Below are 16,722 nucleotides of genomic sequence, written 5' to 3'. Positions count from 1 at the left end.
ATTCTGGTGAAGCAGGCAGACACAGCGATGTATCCGGGCTGCCTTACTGATAATGCAGGCAGCATGGCATGGTTACCCCGCTTTTTCGAGGCCCTGTGACGTAAGATGTGCCCTGACGACCGTGAACGCAACGTTGATGCTTTTCAGCCGCTCTTCCGAGCGCCGGTCTCCATTATTGGCATCCGGGTGATGTTTGCGGGCCAGTGAGCGGTAACGCGCTTTTGCATCTTCCAGTGTCACAGGCCAGGGCAGGCCCAGCGTTGCCAGCGGTTCACGCAGGGCTTCCGGTGCCGCAGGCTGCGCACGGCTTTTTGCGCGTTCTGCACGGGAGCGGCGGTTCTGGCCGAGGATATCCAGCGGATCCAGCACGTCTTCTTCATCAAAGGTCTGTTTACGGGGCTTAGCACTCTGGCCAAACGCCCACGATGGCCGATCCCATGCGATATCGGCGCGCAGATGCGCTTCGATCTGGCCGGGTGACATCCCTTTGTAGTAATCCCACCGTGCGTTATACTCCCGCACATGCTCGAGGCAGAACCAGTAATACTGGTTGAGAGTCTCGCGTGAGCGGGGGGCACGGTAGCCTGCCGGCTTTTCACAATCAGGCATGTCACAGCAGCGCTGGGGCGCATCCGGGTCCGGATCGAACGCCCGGTGACGGGTATTCCTTCGCTTCATCATCAGGGTTATGTGCGTGCTGATGTGTTCTGTGCAAGAGGGAACGTAGGATGACACAACGCAATTCAGCTTCCACGCCTGAGGCAGATGGCATCCGTGCCCGCCGGGTGAGGGACACTCTGACGACGGCTTTCCAGCCCGTCCGGCTGGAAATTCTGGATGAAAGCAGCCGCCACGCCCACCATGTGGCCATGACGCGCGGCCCGGAAGCGGGTGCAACGGAGACGCATTTTCGCGTTCATCTGGTCAGCCGTCTGTTTGAAGGGGTGAGCCGGGTCAACCGCTCCCGTATGGTGCATGACGCACTGGGATATGAGTTTGGCAGCGGACTGCATGCTCTCGCGCTGACGCTGCGCACCCCGGAAGAAGAAAGTGCTCTGGCATGACCTTTCAGGGCTCAGGCCTGACACGCCGGACGATAATGCTGCTGGCTCCGGCCTTTCTGGCTGCCTGTGCGACCGGGCAGGGCGGCCGGACGGGTCCGCAGGCCAGCGATACGGCGCGGGTTGAGGCGTGGCTGCGGGCCGCAAAGCTGGAGAATGTCCCGTTTACCCAGACGTGGCCAAACGGGACGACTGGCGGCGGGGTGCTGACCTATCATCCGGGTTATCTGCACCTGAACTATAGCGTGCCGCATAAGATGGACCTTGAAGCATCCGGTGCGCATGCCGTGTTCAAAGACAGCCAGACGGGGTCTGAAACACGGATGGGGCTGGCGCATAATCCTCTTGGCGTGCTGATGGGGAACCCCATCACGCTTTCAGGGCCGGTGACGGTTACCGATATTCAAAAGCCTGCCGGGATTTTGCAGATTTCGCTCACCCGCACGGAAAACCCTTCACAGGGGCTGGTGACGCTGATTTTCCGGGATGCGGGGCAGGCGCTGGATCTCTATGAACTCCGTATTCTGGATGAGCGGCAGCGCACGCTGTTTATTCGTCTGGGAGCGATGTGAGGGCTGAGGGTGTGCTGCCAAAAACAGCACGCCAGCTTTCTGCTAGTGCGGCATCCAGTTGAGCCAGTGTGACAGCCAACCCCAGCTTTTCAAAACTGGTGACGCCAAATTCACGAATGCCGCAGGGCACAATGCCTTCAAAGTCTGACATGCGGGGATTCAGATTGATGGATACCCCATGCCAGCTGACCCAGCGGGACACACGCACCCCGATGGCGGCAATTTTTTCCTCCTGCCCGGTTGCAGGGTCAATCACCCAGACACCAACGCGCCCCTCCCGGCATTCGCCTTTGAGCCCGAACGCGGAGAGGGTGCGGATAACCCACTCTTCCAGCCCGTGAACGTAAGATCGTACGTCACGCGCGCGGACTTCACCGTGGGCGTTGTGCAGATCAAGCATCACGTAGGCGATTCGCTGCCCCGGTCCGTGGTACGTCCATTGTCCGCCCCGGCCGGCGTCATAGGTGGGGTAGTGGTGCGGGTTGAACAAATCTTCCGCTCTGGCGGATGTGCCGGCTGTAAAAAGCGGCGGGTGTTCAAGCAGCCAGACCCGCTCTGCAGCCTCACCGGCCCGGATTTCTCTGGCCAAAGTCTGCATGCGCGTCAGGGCGACAGGGTAGGAAACAGGCTTTTTGCTTATTTCCCATAAAAAACGTCCGTTGGTCATTGCCGCGTGTTCCCGCTTCGGTTATAGGGCTTCTCACCAAACGGTATCGCCTTTCAGATGCTGGTTGTCACGTGCGGTCGTGGCGGAATGGTAGACGCGCAAGCTTGAGGTGCTTGTGGGGGAATACCCCGTGGAAGTTCGAGTCTTCTCGACCGCACCATTTTTCAGCTCTCACAAAAATCAGTTCAAAAGTTTCTGGTTTCTGTGAGAGCTGTTTTTCTCAAAATATCAGAGTTTAAACAGCTTAGCGCTGTATTTTAACGCATTTGGCCATATTCAGGCCCTGCTTTCCCGGTTTAAAAAGAACACTGAGCTTTGTTGCTGTATGGCGTCACACACGCCCGCATCTCTGCGCGCCGCATCCTGTTGCGGTGTGAGGGGCAGGTTTGATTTGACGAACGGGTCTTCCCGCGATTACGTGCCACAGTGTTCACGTTCTGTTGTAACTTATTTTTAAGGTGTCATATTCGTGTCCAAGCCCAAGCCTTTACGTAAAGCAGTCCTGCCGGTTGCAGGGCTAGGTACACGCTTCCTGCCGGCGACCAAGGCCATGCCGAAGGAAATGCTGACAGTTGTCGACAGACCGCTGATTCAGTACGCCATTGATGAAGCGCGTGAAGCCGGGATTGAAGAGTTCTGCCTGATTACAGGCCGCGGCAAAGACTCTCTGATTGATTATTTTGATATTGCCTATGAGCTTGAAGCGACGCTGCGTGAGCGCAACAAGCTGGATACCCTGAAAGCTCTGGAGCCAAGCTCTATTGAGGCCGGGTCTCTGGTTGCTGTGCGCCAGCAGGAACCGCTGGGCCTTGGTCATGCCATCTGGTGTGCCCGCAGCTTTATCGGGGATGACCCGTTTGCCATTCTGCTGCCTGACGATATCGTGAAGTCCGGCACGTCCTGCGTAAAGCAGCTTGTGGATGCCTATAACCAGACCGGCGGGAATGTGGTGGCGGTGACGGAAGTGCCGCGTGAGCAGACAAACCGCTATGGTATTCTGGATATCGGTAAGGATGATGGCCGTCTGGTGGAAGTGAAGGGGCTTGTTGAAAAGCCCAAACCGGAAGACGCACCCTCCAACCTGTCCATTATTGGCCGTTACGTTCTGACGCCGGACGTCATGACGCATCTTGCCAAGCTGGAAAAAGGTGCGGGTGGTGAAGTGCAGTTGACGGACGCCATGGCCAAGACCATTGGGCATGTGCCCTTCCACGGTCTGCGCTACGAGGGTGAGCGTTTTGACTGCGGCAACAAGATCGGCTTCTTGGAAGCGCAGATTGCCTTCTCTCTTGAACGCCCCGATCTTGCGGATGAAGTCAGGGCGTTCCTGAAGAAATATACCTCTCAGATCTGATGAGGTTTACGCACACGTTCAATCCGACCAGTCTCCGCGAATATGATATTCGCGGGATTGTCGGGAAGAGCCTTACGTCTGAGGATGCCTTTGCTATTGGGCGGACGTTCGGGACTGTTGTTGTCCGTCATGGCGGTAAAACTGTTGTGACTGGCTATGACGGACGCCTGTCTTCCCCCGAGCTTGAGAAAGCACTTGTGGACGGGCTGGTAGCCTGTGGATTGAATGTTGTGCGGGTTGGCTGTGGTCCGACGCCAATGCTGTATTTCGGTTCTGTGTCGCTTCAGGCCGACGGTGCGGTGATGGTGACGGGCAGCCACAATCCGGCGGATTATAACGGCTTCAAGATGATGCTGGCCGGAAAGCCTTTTTTTGGTCCGCAGATTCAGGAACTGGGTGATCTGGCCCGGACAGGGGATGTTGTGCCCTCTCAGGAGGGGACGATCCGCGGAATGGATTTGCGGGCGCGCTACGTTCAGAGACTCCTGGAAGACTGGGATGGAGGCAATAAGCCTCTGAAAGTGGTTTGGGATAACGGCAACAGTGCCGCAGGGGATGTTCTGCAAAAGCTGGTGGCAGGAGTGCCGGGGGACCATACCGTTCTCAACGGCACGATTGACGGCCATTTTCCGGCACATCACCCAGACCCGACTGTTGCTAAAAATCTTGAACAATTGATAGCCGAAGTGCGCCGACAAAAGGCGGACATCGGTCTGGCGTTTGACGGGGATGCCGACCGTGTTGGCGTGGTGGATGATCAGGGTGAAATTCTCTGGGGGGATCAGATTCTGATTCTTCTGGCGCGGGACGTGCTGAAAACCCATCCCGGTGCCACGATTATCGCCGATGTCAAAGCCAGTCAGGTTCTGTTTGAAGAGGTCAAAAAGGCCGGTGGCGTGCCGCTGATGTGGCGGACCGGACATTCCCTGATCAAGACCAAAATGGCGGAAACAGGGTCTCCGCTGGCTGGGGAAATGTCAGGCCATATTTTCTTTGCAGACAAATGGTATGGTTTTGACGATGCCTTATATGCCGCTGTGCGGTTACTGGGCATTCTGGCGCGGCAGGACAAGCCATTGTCCGCAATCAGAGAAGCCCTTCCTCGCACGGTCTCCACGCCGGAGGTGCGCTTTGATTGTGATGATACGCGCAAGTTCAGAGTGATTGAGGACGTTGCCGCTCGGTTAAGGCACGAGGGCGCGGACGTTTCTGAAATTGATGGTGTCCGGGTCAATACACCGGATGGCTGGTGGCTCCTCCGTGCGTCCAACACACAGGCTGTGCTCGTTGTGCGTGCCGAAGGTCAGGACGAGGCGGCTCTTGAGCGCCTGAAACAGGCCGTGGTTGCGCAACTGGCGCGCTCAGGGCTCTCCGCTCCGGATTTTTCCGGCAATAATGCAGGCCACTGACAGGGCCATCTGCGGTTTTTTGTAAAAGCGCGGAGGCGGGGTGCCGGCTTCGTATTTTTTGGCTTCTGTGCCCGTGCTGTTCTCAGAGTTTGCGCACGATGGGCTGAGGCCGTTGGCGGAGGCTATCCCCGAACTGCATGGCATGCGGCTTTTTCGGGAAACTGCAGGGGGGGAGGCTCTCGGCTTGAAGTTTCCGGGCGGCGTCGCCATTTGGGTTTCGACAAAATGTTTCTTTCTGACTATATAGAGGACCTATGTTGTCCGGTTTAGTGGACCCTATGGGGCGCCGCATCTCCTACCTTCGTGTTTCGGTTACAGACCGGTGTGATATGCGGTGCACGTACTGCATGTCCGAACGCATGACTTTTCTGCCGCGTGTCGATGTTCTTGATTTTGAAGAATTACTCCGCCTCTGTCAGGTTTTTGTAAAACAGGGCGTCAGAAAGCTGCGTATTACCGGAGGGGAGCCTCTGGTGCGCCGGGATATCGGTCCGTTTTTTGAAACGCTGGGGCAGTGGCTGCATCACCCGGAACAGGCAGGCACTCTGGATGAACTGACCCTGACAACCAACGGCAGCAGGCTGGCCCTGTATGCGGAAACCTTGTTCCGGGCAGGCGTCAGGCGCGTCAATGTCAGTCTGGATACGCTGGATGAAGAGCGTTTTGCGCACATCACCCGTCGGGGAAAGCTGACGGCTACGCTGAATGGTATCCGGGCCGCGCGTGAGGCCGGTCTGGCCGTGCGCGTCAACGCCGTGGCCATGGCAGGCGTGAATGATGACGAGTTTGACGCCATGCTGGCATGGTGCGGAAAAATTGGCGCTGATCTGTGCCTGATTGAAACCATGCCAATGGGAGATACGGGGGAAGACCGGACAGCCCGCTATCTGCCTTTGTCTGATGTTCGCGCGGACCTAGCCCAACGCTGGACTCTGGAACCGCTGATGGACCGTTCAGCCGGACCCGCGCGGTATATGCGGGTCGCGGAAACAGGGCAGCGTATTGGGTTTATTACGCCCATGAGTCATAATTTCTGCTCGACCTGCAATCGTGTTCGGCTGTCCTGCACAGGGCAGTTGTATACCTGCCTTGGGCATGAAGACGGTGTTGATTTACGGGCAATTCTGCGGTCTGGCGGCGATGATGCGGCCCTGCTGGCGGGAATACAGTCAGCGATTGACCGGAAGCCGCTGCGGCATGATTTCATGCTTGGGGCTCATCCCGGTGAAGTATCCGGGCCTGTGCGCCATATGAGTGTTACGGGCGGTTAAAAGCCTGCCTTAATCCGTGCTGCCGGGTGACCGCGGCTGGGGTGAAGCAAGAACCGTATCCAGCGTGTGGGTAAAGGCACCCGGCTTGAGGGGCTGGGGTTGCGTGGGTGCGGGCGCCCATGCCGTCAGAATGGCCATATGGAGCGGCATGGCGAGTGAGTCGCGCGCATCAGGCGCTAATTCCGCCGAAGCTGCCGGAAAAAGAAAGCGCGGCGCTGTGGTGCGGCTGCGCAGAGCGAGGGCATTTGTTTCTCCTGCCGCGCGCAAATCCTGCAAGAGTGCTGTGAGCGAACGGTACCGCAAATCCAGTTTTTCCGTATCCACAACCGGCAACGCAAAGCCTGCGCGCTGGAGGAGATGGGCGCAGCTTTGCTGGGTGGGGAGGGGGGATACGCGAGGAGAGACGCCGTCGCATAATGCCAGTTCGGCATCCTCCAGCGCCTGTCTGAGCGGGCGGAGAGTCGGCAGGATCGGCACACTGGCGAGAAACAGCCCATCCGGTTTTAAAATGCGGCAAATCTGGCGGAATGTGCCGGGGAGGTCATTAATCCAGTGCAAAGAGAGGCTGGCGGTGACCAGATCGAAGCTGTGCGGGGCAAAGGGCAGGGCTTCCTCATCCACGCAGACGGCCGGGCCGGGTGCATTGGCGGCCATGGCGTGAGAGAGATCACAGGATATAGTCGGGATGCCACGGGCTATCAGCCGTGGCGCCACGATACCCCGGCCCCCCACATCAAGAGCCGCCGTAAAATGGCGGGTGACATCATCTAGCCTGTCGATCAGAATATCGGCGGCGGCGTCCAGAACAGGCATGACGGAGTGTTGCAGGCTGGCGGAGCGGGTTCTGTGCGCTTTGACAGCCTTACGGTCAAAAATGATGGGGGTATCCATGGCACCGGAATCTGCGCGTTTCAGCCGTGTTTGCCAAGGGGACGCGCTCTGTAAAGGCGTGCAGCACGAGGCTTTGTGATGGGATGGAAACATGTCCGGCATATAGGAGGGGCCGCGCTGGACGTGCTGTTCCCGCCATCCTGCCTGTTGTGTGCTGCGGATGTGGTGCAGGCCGGACTGGTCTGTACAGAGTGTTTCGGGCGGCTGCATCCGGTTGTCGCCCCGTGCTGTGATGCCTGTGCGACCCCGCAGACGGCAGCAGCCTATCTGGGTGCGGACGGCTTATGTCCGGCCTGCGAGCGTCAGCATCCTGTGTGGGCGCACGCCCGTGCGGCTTTTTTGTATGATCAGGCAAGCCGGGATCTGATCCTGCAATTGAAATATGCGGACAGGCTGGAAAATGCCCGCTTTCTGGCGCAGCGGATGAGACAGGCCGGGCAGGATATTTTAACGCCGGACGCCGTGCTGGTACCTGTGCCCGTGCATCGCTGGCGGCTCATGGGGCGGCGGTATAATCAGGCTGCGGTTCTGGCTCTGGCCGTGGCGCGCAGAAGCGGGGTGCGCTGTGTGCCGGATGCGCTGGTCCGCAGCAAGGCCACAACACGTCTGGCCAGTTTTTCACCGCAGGAGCGCAAGGCCGAGATGCGTAACGCCATTACGCTGCATCCCGCGCGTGCCGCCGGGCTAGCCGGCCGGTCCGTCGTGCTGGTGGATGATGTGTTGACGACGGGCGCTACGGCGAGTGTCTGCACGCAGGTTTTGCTGGAGGCCGGGGCGGCGTCTGTCAGCCTGCTGGTGGCGGGGCGTGTGCCTGCGCAAAAAGAGGTTGATCTTGATTTTCCCGTCATGGAAACACCTATTTAAAGACGGGTGCAGAAATGCACGCAGAGACATGAGGAAAAAGCTAAGATGCCAGTCATAGAAATTTATACGCAGCCCGGTTGCCCCTACTGCATTCGCGCCGTCCGGCTTCTTGAAAGCAAGAATGTCGCGTTTAAGGAGATCAATGCGCCCCGTGGCACGCCGGAACGGGAGCAGGCCAGTGAGCGTTCAGGCGGGAGTTCCACAGTGCCGCAGACGTTCGTGGATGGCCGGCCTCTGGGCGGGTGTGATGATCTGATGCGTCTGGAGCGGCAGGGGCAACTGGATGCCGCGTTAGGGCTGGCGGGGTAACGGAAAAGGGCACGGGATGATCTGCTATCGTTTGCGCTGCGCCGTCGGGCATGAGTTTGAAGGCTGGTACCGTGACAGTGCGGCTTTTGCGCAGTTACAGGCTGGTGGCTTTCTGTCCTGCCCGGATTGTGGACACACGGACGTGCAGCAGGCGCTGATGGCGCCCGCCATCGCTAAAAAGCGCGGCACTGTTCCGGCAGGCAGCGTTGCAGACGCATCCGCCAGTCAGTCGGCCAGTGCCCTGGTGCCGGATAAGATGATTGCGGCCCTGCAAAAAATCCGGCAGGCGGTTGAAGCCGGGTGTGAAAATGTCGGCGACCGCTTTGCGGAAGAAGCGTTGCGGATGCACCATAAGGAAGCCCCGGAACGCGGGATTTACGGGCATGCCTCAGAAGAAGATCGCGCCGTCCTGGCGGAAGAGGGTGTGCAGGTTCTGAACATTCCATGGGTGCGCCGGGCCGATGGGTGAGTGTTGAAGGGCTGGCTGTAACGTGGCATGACCACCTGCTGGGTTCTCGCCCGGAATGCCGTGATGCTGGCTGTGTCTGAAAAGGGAGAAGAGCAGCGTGACCCTCAAAAACGCATGGATGACGGCGTTTCTCAGCGCGTTTCTGCTCTGTGCCGCAGGTGTGATGCCGGATCGGGCGCATGCTGAAGCACCGGAAAGTGCCTTTATGGGCTACTGGCTCAGTCAGGGGCATGATGGTGTTTTCAGGATCGGCATGTGTGGTGATACCGTGTGCGGCCAGCTTGTCGGGCTGAGCTATAAGGGGGACGATGTACCGAAGGACCATAAAGGTCAGTCGGAATGTGGCCTCCAGATGCTGACAGGATTCCGTCAGTCCTCAGACGATAAAAAACGCTGGAATGGCAAGATCCTCGACCCAGACAGCGGAAATGTCTATCAGGCGCAGATCTGGTCTCCTCAGAAAGATGTTCTCAAGTTGAGGGGCTATATTGGGCTGCCGCTTTTTGGTGAAACACAGACATGGACGCGGTATGAAGGGACATTAGGGCCAGTCTGCAAGATGCCCTGAAATAAAAAGACCAATAAAAAGAACAAGGCGATACCTGAATGACACACTCCTTTTCCCGACGTGTTTTTGGTCTGGGCAGTTTTGCGGGAGCTTTGACTGTCGCACTCCCTGTAAAGGCCGCGGATGATACGGCTAAAGCCCCTGTTCAGGATGGCAAGCCTGCCCAGCGCACCATCTGCTATATCGGCGGCTATACCAAACACGGGCCGCCGGGTGGAAATGGAGAAGGCATCAGCGTTTTCGAGATGAATCAGAAAACGGGAACGCTGACCAGCCTGACAACTTTTACGGATATTGCCAGCCCGTCTTATATTACGCTTTCTCCGGACAAACGCTTTCTGTACGCCGTCAGTGAAATCAATGATTTTGATACGGCCCATAGTGGCTCAGTGACGGCGTTTCTGGTGGATCAGGCGACAGGCGGCCTGAAAAAACTGAATACGGTGGCGTCCGGCGGGGCAGACCCTGCGCATCTGAGTGTTCATCCTTCGGGCCGGTTTGTCATGGTCGCCAATTATACCGGCGGCACGATTGGCATTATTCATGTGCTTGCGGATGGCTCTCTGGGCCGTATGACGGACCTGATCCATAATTCCGGCCCCCGGATGCCGGATCGCGCCGCGGATAACCCGCCGGGGAATTTCGCGGTGAGCGATCATTCCTCCGCGCATCCGCATATGATCAAAACCGACCCGAGCGGCCGCTTTGTGCTGGTGATGGATGCCGGGCTGGACAGGGTATACGTCTGGACCATCAATCTACAGACCGGCAAGCTCTCACCCGCGGCGGTGCCGTTCACCACCATGACGCCCGGCTCTGCTCCCCGCCATTATGTTTTCGGGTCTGGTGGTAAGAAGCTTTACCTGCTGTGTGAGCAGGATTCCAAGGTGGTTGTGGCGGACTTTGACCCACAAACCGGCAAAATCTCGCCTCAGCAGACTGTCAGTTCCGTAACGGCGCATTTCCGTGGCAGCACGCTGGCGGCGGGTATTCTGCTCTCCCCGGATGAACGCTTTTTGTATGTGTCGAACCGTCTGGGGGATTCGCTGGCGGTCTTTCAGGTTGCCAAAGATGGCAGCCTGACGCTGGTTGATGAAATCTGGACACATGCCGATTATGGCCGGTCTCTGATGTTCGATCCGTCTGGCAGCTATCTGTATGTTGCAAACCAGAGGAGTGATTCCATCACATCCTTCCGTGTGGATAAGACAACCGGGAAGATCAGCTTTACGTGGGACTTCACGCCGGTTGGAAGCCCCACCTGTTTTGAATTTATGACCCTTCAGGCAGACCCGACAGCGTCAGACGTCAGTCCTTCCTGAAGGCGGCAATGTAGTTCACGCCCAGGTCCCGGCTCTCTTTCCATCCGGAGAGAGAGGGGGTCATGCCCGCAATATCCTGAATGCTTAGGCGGGACTCACGGCCAAAGCGCCCGAGTTCCGCCGGGGTAAGAAACTTGCGCCATTCATGCGTGCCAATGGGCAGCAGGCGCAGCACATATTCCGCCCCGATTTTACCAACCGCCAGAGACCGCAAGGTGCGGTTCATGGTGGAAACAATCACAATGCCGCCCGGCTCCACCAGATCAGAAAGCATTTTCATAAATGCTTCAGGATCAGTGACATGCTCGATAATTTCTAAGGCCACAACGGCATCAAATCTGGCCTGCTCCGCGACCAGTTCTTCCGCGCTGCCAACCCGGTAATCCAGAGTGCCGGAACCTGCTGGCAGCGGGTGCGCCTCCAGATGCGCGCGGGCTGCGGCAATGCCATCGGCCGAGGCATCCAGCCCCAGCACATCATGCCCGGCTTTTGCCAGAGCCTCACTGGCAAGGCCTGCGCCACAGCCAATATCCAGCACGCGTACATGACGTGTGGTGCGGCCCCGCATGGGGAAGTGGCGGCAGGCCCAGCTGATGCGCAGGGCGTTCATGGCGTGCAGCGGGCGCATGGGGCCTGTTGGGTCCCACCACTGGCTGGCCAGCGCGCTGAAGCGGGCAATTTCCTCAGGAGAAACGGAAGAAGCAGCGTCTCGGCTGGAGGGATGCATGGAACAAAATTCCTTTCCTGCTGATCTCCCCCGCTGGACGAGAGGGGGCCGGGAAGGGTATGTGACGCGCCTTGTGAAGCTGTGCAACCATTTGCAGCCCGTCTGGTGGAGAAAAAATTATGCCCGGTTCCGTCCCTCGGATCGTCATGAAGTTCGGTGGAACATCCGTGGGGGATCTTGAGCGCATTAAGGCTGTGGCCGAGCGTGTTAAAAAACAGAAGGACGCTGGCTGTGATGTGCTGGTGGTTGTCTCCGCCATGGCCGGAGAAACCAACAAGCTTGTTGGCTATTGCGATAACCTGTCTGACCTGCATGACGCACGGGAATATGATTCCATTGTCGCGACGGGTGAGCAGGTGACAAGCGGGCTGCTGGCCATTGCATTGCAGAAGCTGGGCGTGCCCTCACGCTCCTTTGCGGGCTGGCAGGTGCCGATCCGGACCGATTCGGTGCATGGCAAGGCCAGTCTGGACACGATTGACGGTGAACGGCTGCTGGGGTGCATGGCAGAAGGTATGGTGCCGGTTGTGGCAGGCTTTCAGGGCGTGGGGCCGGATGGCCGCGTGACGACACTGGGGCGCGGCGGGTCTGACACGTCTGCTGTGGCGCTTGCTGCGGCGATCAAGGCCGACCGATGTGATATTTATACCGATGTGGACGGGATTTACACGACAGACCCGCGCATTGTGGCCAAAGCCCGCAAGCTTGAAAAAATCACCTACGAGGAAATGCTGGAACTGGCTTCCGTAGGGGCCAAGGTGTTGCAGACGCGCAGCGTGGGCCTAGCCATGCGTGAGCAGGTGCGCGTTCAGGTGCTTTCAAGCTTTGTGGATGGTCCGGCGCTGGTTGAAGGTGAATTGCCCGGCTCTCTTGTGGTGGATGAGGACGAAATCGTGGAAAAGAAACTGGTAACCGGCATTGCGTATTCCCGTGATGAAGCAAAGCTGTCGGTCAGGCGTATTCCTGATCGTCCGGGCATCGCCGCGGCAATTTTTGGCCCGCTGAGCGAAGCCAACGTGAACGTGGACATGATTGTGCAGAGCACGGGTGCTGACGGCACGACGAACATGACGTTTACCACCAGCAAGACCGACCTGCCGCGCGCGATCAGCACGCTGGAATCCGTGCGGGAAGCCGTGCAGTATGAAGAACTGGCCACAGACGCCGATGTTGTAAAAATCAGTGTGGTTGGGACCGGTATGCGGTCTCACGCCGGGGTGGCGGCAACCATGTTCCGCACGCTGTCTGAGCGCTCCATCAATATTCAGGTGATTTCCACCAGCGAGATCAAAGTGTCCGTCCTGCTGTCTGCAGAATATGCAGAACTGGCCGTGCGCGCCCTGCACACAGCATACGGGCTGGATAATGTCTGACGTGTCCGCCCCTGACCTGACCGCTCCGCCGACCGAGGCGGAAAGAATTCGCGCCAGAAAACGGTTTGACGGTCTTTGCCAGCGTGGCACCGCGTTCCTTGGGACGGAATACGCCATTCTTGGCGGCGCGATGTCCTGGGTGAGTGAGCGGCATCTTGTTTCGGCCATTTCCAATGCGGGCGGGTTTGGCGTCATTGCCTGCGGGGCCATGCAACCCGAACGGCTGGCGGAAGAAATCGCGGCAACCCGTGCGCTGACGGATCGTCCGTTTGGCGTAAACCTGATCACCATGCATCCGCAGCTTAATGAGCTGGTTGAGGTCTGCCTTCAGGCCGGTGTCGGCCATATTGTTCTCGCCGGTGGAATTCCGCCGGGGGCTGCGATCAAGGCTGCCAAGGATGGCGGCGCGAAGGTGGTTGCCTTTGCTCCGGCTCTGGTGCTGGCAAAACGCCTGATCAAGATGGGTGTTGATGCGCTGGTCATTGAGGGGGCTGAGGCTGGTGGCCACGTCGGCCCTGTGTCCCTGACGGTGCTCGCGCAGGAAATCCTGCCGCATATTGATCAGGTGCCTGTGTTTGTCGCGGGTGGTCTGGGGCGTGGAGATGCGCTCCTGTCCTATCTGGAGCAGGGCGCTTCTGGCGGCCAGCTCGGAACGCGGTTTGCGGCCGCCGCCGAGAGCATCGCTCATGAGAAGTTCAAGACGGCCTTCGTGCGGTCCAATGCGCGGGATGCCATTACGTCGGTGCAGCTTGATGAGCGTTTTCCAGTTATTCCCGTGCGTGGGCTGGTGAACGAGGGTAGCCGCCGCTTTATTGCACATCAGGCTGAAGTCATTAAACGCTTTCAGAGCGGTGAACTGACGCGTGAGGATGCCCAGCTTGATATCGAACATTTCTGGGCTGGCGCTTTGCGCCGGGCTGTGATTGATGGAGATGTGGAAAACGGATCTGTCATGGCCGGGCAGTCCGTGGGTATGGTAAAGGCCGTTCAGCCGGTGGCTGAAATTATCTCTGACCTTGTTGAGCAGGCTGTTACGGCGCTTGTCCGCCAGCAGCGGCGCATGGATTGTAATGGCTGAATCCGGTTCTGTTCCAGAGCAGGAACCTCCTGCTTTCTCGCCTCCTTTGCCTGATGTTGAAAGCCTCGGGGTGGGGGCGGCGTTGCGTGCGCGGCGGGAACAGCTTGGCTGGTCTTTGGCGGATGTTGCAGCCTGGCTGCGTATCCGGGAATCCTATCTGGAAGCACTGGAAAGCGGGCGCGCCGGTGTTTTCCCGGCAGAAGCCTATGCGCTGGGGTTTTTGCGCACCTATGGCACCGCACTGGGGTTTGATGCCTCAATTCTGGTGCAGCGCTATAAGCGGGAGGGGAAAAGCGGCGGCCAGAAGCCTGACCTGACGTTCCCCGCGCCGCAGCCCGACCGGCGTATTCCTCCGGGTGTCAGCGTGTCTCTGGGGCTCGCCGTTATCCTTGCCAGTTATGTCGGGTGGTATCATTTTATCGGGCATGCCCCGCCAGCCCCTGAGCATGTGCCGCCAGTGGCGGCCATTATTCCGGGCGCTCAGACCTCCAACACCCCTTCTCCGCAAGTGGCGTCCATTCTGCCTGGCCCCGGAGCCGTGCCTTCCCGCAGGCCGGACGCCCCGGCAGCATCCGCGGGAGCGCTGGCAGGTTCCTCCGCCAGTTCTGCTCAGACGCCGCCCGCAGGGTCTGCCGCCGCACCGCAGCAGACCGCGCAAAATCCTGATTTCACCAAGCCTGCTTTTCCTGCGGAGCAGGACGGGAACGTGGGGGCTGACGGAGCGGCTGCAAGCCCGGCAGGAGATGCCGCGCTGGCTGCTAATCCGCAGGCAACTACCGCGCCGCCGGGGGCAGAACCACCCCAGCCAGTACCGGCTGTGCCTGATAATCAGATAACCCTGAAAGCCATTGCGCCTAGTTGGGTGCAGGTGAGGGATGCCAGCGGTAAGGTCGCGTATGACCATATCATGCAGGTTGGGGACCAGTGGGCTGTGCCTGTGGACGGTGGGCCATATAGTCTGACCGTCGGGAATGCCGGTGGGATCGTGCTCAGCGCAGGTGCTGTCACCACGCAGCCTCTGGGTAAAAATGGTGCTGTGCGCAGAAAGCTGATTCTGACGCCTGAGGCCGTCAAAGATGGTTCTCTGGCTGGAACTACGCAGAGCGCGCCTGCGGGTGGTGTTACTCCTGCTCCGGCTGCCACTCCTGCGGGAGCAGGCGGAAGTTCGGGTCCAGCAATGCCAGAAAATAAGCTACCCGCTGGTGCTGGTGCTGGTGCTGGTGTTGTTGGTGCAGGCGCCAGTGTTGCGGGGCAGGCGTTCTCTGTCGGGCCGAATGGTCAGCCTGTGGCGCCGCCGCAGGGCGCAGCAGGGCAGCCGCCTGCACCGCCCAGACCGCGCCCCCGTCGTCAGCCCGTGGAGCAGCATGACTCCAGCGCGGATGATCTGAATGCCCGCCAGCTTCAGGGGATAACCGGTCACTGAAGGACTGTTTTTCGTGCTTTCATGTAGCCAACGCGCATTGATTTTGGCAGGAAGGCATCAAACGTAATGGGCAGGCGCGCGGCGGAACGCGGTTTGCCTGACAACTGTCGTCTCGACAAAAGGATCTAACATGAGTGGCTACCGGCCTTACCAGTATATCGAGCGTCGGAAATCACGGAAAATCCATGTCGGCAAGGTTGCCGTCGGTGGGGATGCGCCGATTTCCGTCCAGACCATGACAAACACCCTGACCAGTGATGCACAGGCGACGATCGAACAGATCCGCCGTGCGGAACTGGCGGGCGTTGATATTGTGCGTGTGTCCTGTCCGGATGAAGAGAGCACGAAGGCGCTGGAAGAAATTGTGCGGGAAGTGAACGTGCCCATCGTGGCGGATATTCACTTCCACTATAAGCGCGCGATTGAGGCCGCCAAAGCAGGTGCGGCCTGCCTGCGCATCAACCCCGGCAACATCGGCAGCCCCGACCGCGTGCGTGAAGTTGTGCAGGCCGCCAAAGATTATGGCTGCGCCATCCGCATTGGTGTGAATGCCGGGTCTCTGGAAAAGCACCTGCTGGAAAAATATGGTGAGCCTAACCCTGAAGCGCTGGTAGAAAGCGCTCTGGAACACGCTAAAATTCTGGAAGATCATGACTTCCGTGAATTCAAGATCAGCGTGAAGGCCTCTGACGTCTTCATGGCAGTTGCTGCGTATCAGCAGCTTGCGGATGCGTGTGACTACCCGCTGCATATCGGCATTACAGAAGCAGGCAGCAAGCGGGCTGGCACCGTGAAGTCTTCCATCGGTCTGGGCAATCTGCTGTGGGCCGGTGTGGGTGACACCATGCGCGTCTCTCTTTCCGCAGCGCCGGAAGAAGAAGTTCTGGTCGGCTGGGATATCCTGAAATCCCTCGGCCTGCGCCACCGTGGCGTGAAGATCATTTCCTGCCCTTCCTGTGCGCGTCAGGGCTTTAACGTGGTGGAAACGGTGCAGACGCTGGAAGATCGTCTGGCGCATATCAAAACACCGCTGACCCTCTCCATCATCGGCTGTGTGGTGAATGGTCCGGGTGAGGCTCTGATGACGGATCTGGGTGTGACCGGCGGCGGCTCTGGCCGCCATATGGTCTACTCCGCCGGGAAGCAGGATCATACCGTGCCGGGTGCGGACATGATTGAGCATGTTGTGGAACTGGTGGAAGCCCGCGTGGCGGCTATTCAGGCAGAAGAAGCTAAAGAAAAAGCTGAAGGCGTTGTGCCGGAACTGTCTTCCGCCAAATAATACACACTTCTCTCTGAAGGATGCGTGAGAGGCCAACGCCCGCTCACGCATCCTTCAGGTTTTTCTTTTTTTATGACAGATC

The 16,722-nt window shown here is 58.8% G+C and carries 18 protein-coding genes and 1 tRNA gene; 15 read left to right on the top strand and 4 right to left on the bottom strand.

Features of this window, described 5'->3' with window-relative positions:
* Positions 1-72: 72 nt before the first annotated feature.
* Positions 73-681: a DnaJ domain-containing protein gene (locus KP699_RS03420; protein ID WP_077930008.1), complete on the bottom strand. Its 609-nt coding sequence runs from the start codon at positions 679-681 to the stop codon at positions 73-75.
* A 47-nt stretch (positions 682-728) separates the two neighbouring features.
* Between KP699_RS03420 and KP699_RS03415 the strand changes: the two genes are divergently transcribed.
* A complete protein-coding gene (locus KP699_RS03415) occupies positions 729-1,064 on the top strand; it encodes a BolA family transcriptional regulator (RefSeq protein WP_025828540.1) in 336 nt (111 codons plus the stop codon).
* Positions 1,061-1,633, top strand: a complete 573-nt coding sequence (locus tag KP699_RS03410) for a hypothetical protein (RefSeq protein ID WP_212374286.1) — start codon at positions 1,061-1,063, stop codon at positions 1,631-1,633. The genes KP699_RS03415 and KP699_RS03410 overlap by 4 nt, the downstream gene beginning before the upstream one ends.
* Here the strand turns inward: KP699_RS03410 and lipB are convergent.
* Positions 1,611-2,300, bottom strand: coding sequence for a lipoyl(octanoyl) transferase LipB (gene lipB, locus KP699_RS03405; RefSeq protein ID WP_212374288.1), 690 nt, complete (start codon positions 2,298-2,300; stop codon positions 1,611-1,613). The genes KP699_RS03410 and lipB overlap by 23 nt on opposite strands.
* Before the next feature lie 73 nt (positions 2,301-2,373).
* Here lipB and KP699_RS03400 point away from each other — a divergent pair.
* The 4 genes from KP699_RS03400 to moaA all read left to right on the top strand — a co-directional run bounded on the left by KP699_RS03400 (position 2,374) and on the right by moaA (position 6,334).
* A tRNA-Leu gene (locus KP699_RS03400) sits at positions 2,374-2,460 on the top strand.
* A 309-nt stretch (positions 2,461-2,769) separates the two neighbouring features.
* Complete coding sequence (galU, locus tag KP699_RS03395) at positions 2,770-3,654, top strand: UTP--glucose-1-phosphate uridylyltransferase GalU (RefSeq protein WP_077930004.1); 885 nt, start codon at positions 2,770-2,772, stop codon at positions 3,652-3,654.
* A complete protein-coding gene (gene pgmG / locus KP699_RS03390; protein WP_215761635.1) occupies positions 3,654-5,063 on the top strand; it encodes a phosphoglucomutase/phosphomannomutase PgmG in 1,410 nt (469 codons plus the stop codon). The genes galU and pgmG overlap by 1 nt, the downstream gene beginning before the upstream one ends.
* 254 nt (positions 5,064-5,317) lie before the next feature.
* Entirely contained in the window at positions 5,318-6,334 is a 1,017-nt protein-coding gene (gene moaA / locus KP699_RS03385) for a GTP 3',8-cyclase MoaA (RefSeq protein ID WP_215761634.1), read from the top strand.
* Between the two features lie 9 nt (positions 6,335-6,343).
* Here the strand turns inward: moaA and KP699_RS03380 are convergent, their stop codons facing one another.
* Positions 6,344-7,225, bottom strand: coding sequence for a methyltransferase domain-containing protein (locus KP699_RS03380; protein ID WP_215761633.1), 882 nt, complete (start codon positions 7,223-7,225; stop codon positions 6,344-6,346).
* A 78-nt stretch (positions 7,226-7,303) separates the two neighbouring features.
* Between KP699_RS03380 and KP699_RS03375 the strand changes: the two genes are divergently transcribed.
* The 5 genes from KP699_RS03375 to KP699_RS03355 all read left to right on the top strand — a co-directional run bounded on the left by KP699_RS03375 (position 7,304) and on the right by KP699_RS03355 (position 10,757).
* On the top strand, positions 7,304-8,089 hold the full coding sequence (locus KP699_RS03375; RefSeq protein WP_215761652.1) for a ComF family protein: 786 nt from the start codon (positions 7,304-7,306) through the stop codon (positions 8,087-8,089).
* 45 nt (positions 8,090-8,134) lie between these two features.
* The gene (grxC, locus tag KP699_RS03370) at positions 8,135-8,398 is read left to right on the top strand and encodes a glutaredoxin 3 (protein WP_077931608.1); all 264 of its coding nucleotides are present in this window, start codon (positions 8,135-8,137) and stop codon (positions 8,396-8,398) included.
* Positions 8,399-8,414: 16 nt separating this feature from the next.
* Entirely contained in the window at positions 8,415-8,867 is a 453-nt protein-coding gene (locus KP699_RS03365; RefSeq protein ID WP_215761632.1) for a DUF1178 family protein, read from the top strand.
* A 97-nt stretch (positions 8,868-8,964) separates the two neighbouring features.
* A complete protein-coding gene (locus tag KP699_RS03360) occupies positions 8,965-9,435 on the top strand; it encodes a DUF2147 domain-containing protein (RefSeq protein WP_243444448.1) in 471 nt (156 codons plus the stop codon).
* Positions 9,436-9,473: 38 nt separating this feature from the next.
* Positions 9,474-10,757, top strand: a complete 1,284-nt coding sequence (locus tag KP699_RS03355) for a lactonase family protein (protein WP_215761631.1) — start codon at positions 9,474-9,476, stop codon at positions 10,755-10,757.
* Here the strand turns inward: KP699_RS03355 and ubiG are convergent.
* Entirely contained in the window at positions 10,744-11,484 is a 741-nt protein-coding gene (ubiG, locus tag KP699_RS03350) for a bifunctional 2-polyprenyl-6-hydroxyphenol methylase/3-demethylubiquinol 3-O-methyltransferase UbiG (protein WP_215761630.1), read from the bottom strand. The two genes, KP699_RS03355 and ubiG, sit on opposite strands and share 14 nt — an antisense overlap.
* 119 nt (positions 11,485-11,603) lie before the next feature.
* On the opposite strand from ubiG, the gene KP699_RS03345 reads away from it, so the two are divergent.
* The 4 genes from KP699_RS03345 to ispG all read left to right on the top strand — a co-directional run bounded on the left by KP699_RS03345 (position 11,604) and on the right by ispG (position 16,640).
* Positions 11,604-12,857, top strand: a complete 1,254-nt coding sequence (locus KP699_RS03345) for an aspartate kinase (protein WP_025828563.1) — start codon at positions 11,604-11,606, stop codon at positions 12,855-12,857.
* A complete protein-coding gene (locus tag KP699_RS03340) occupies positions 12,850-13,935 on the top strand; it encodes a nitronate monooxygenase family protein (RefSeq protein WP_215761629.1) in 1,086 nt (361 codons plus the stop codon). The genes KP699_RS03345 and KP699_RS03340 overlap by 8 nt, the downstream gene beginning before the upstream one ends.
* A complete protein-coding gene (locus KP699_RS03335; RefSeq protein ID WP_252346756.1) occupies positions 13,898-15,358 on the top strand; it encodes a helix-turn-helix domain-containing protein in 1,461 nt (486 codons plus the stop codon). Before KP699_RS03340 ends, KP699_RS03335 begins: the two co-directional genes overlap by 38 nt.
* A gap of 130 nt (positions 15,359-15,488) precedes the next feature.
* On the top strand, positions 15,489-16,640 hold the full coding sequence (ispG, locus tag KP699_RS03330) for a flavodoxin-dependent (E)-4-hydroxy-3-methylbut-2-enyl-diphosphate synthase (RefSeq protein WP_215761628.1): 1,152 nt from the start codon (positions 15,489-15,491) through the stop codon (positions 16,638-16,640).
* The last annotated feature ends 82 nt before the right edge of the window (positions 16,641-16,722 follow it).

The organism is Acetobacter sp. P1H12_c, from assembly GCF_018811975.1.
Lineage (GTDB): Bacteria > Pseudomonadota > Alphaproteobacteria > Acetobacterales > Acetobacteraceae > Acetobacter > Acetobacter persici.
Note: the sequence above shows the minus strand (reverse complement) of the source record. Positions and strands in the feature narration are given on the sequence as shown.